Origin of the sequence: Janthinobacterium aquaticum, assembly GCF_009208565.1 — a bacterium.
GTDB lineage: Bacteria > Pseudomonadota > Gammaproteobacteria > Burkholderiales > Burkholderiaceae_D > Janthinobacterium.
This window is the reverse complement of sequence record NZ_WFLK01000066.1, coordinates 1-262: the sequence shown is the minus strand read 5'-3', so window position 1 is coordinate 262 and position 262 is coordinate 1. Positions and strand designations below refer to the sequence as shown.

1 protein-coding gene is annotated in these 262 nt (G+C 66.4%); it reads left to right on the top strand.

Annotation, left to right across the window (positions count from 1 at the left end):
* On the top strand, positions 1–262 hold a 262-nt coding region (locus tag GCM43_RS25965; protein ID WP_193315755.1), incomplete at both ends, for an Ig-like domain-containing protein.

The window sequence follows — 262 nt, the reverse complement described above, 5'->3', positions numbered from 1 at the left end:
CAACACCGACGGTGTCACCAACGTCACCACGCCTACCGTCACTGGCACCGCCGAAGCGGGCAGCACCGTCACCCTATACGACACCAACGGCACCACCGTGCTCGGCACGGCAGTGGCCACCGGCGGCGTGTGGAATATCACCAGCAGCGCGCTGGCGTCCGGTACGCACAGCCTGAGCGTCAAGGCGGTGGATGCTGCAGGCAATAGCAGCGTCGCCAGCGCGGCGCTGTCGATCAATATTGACAGTGCGGCACCGGCAGCG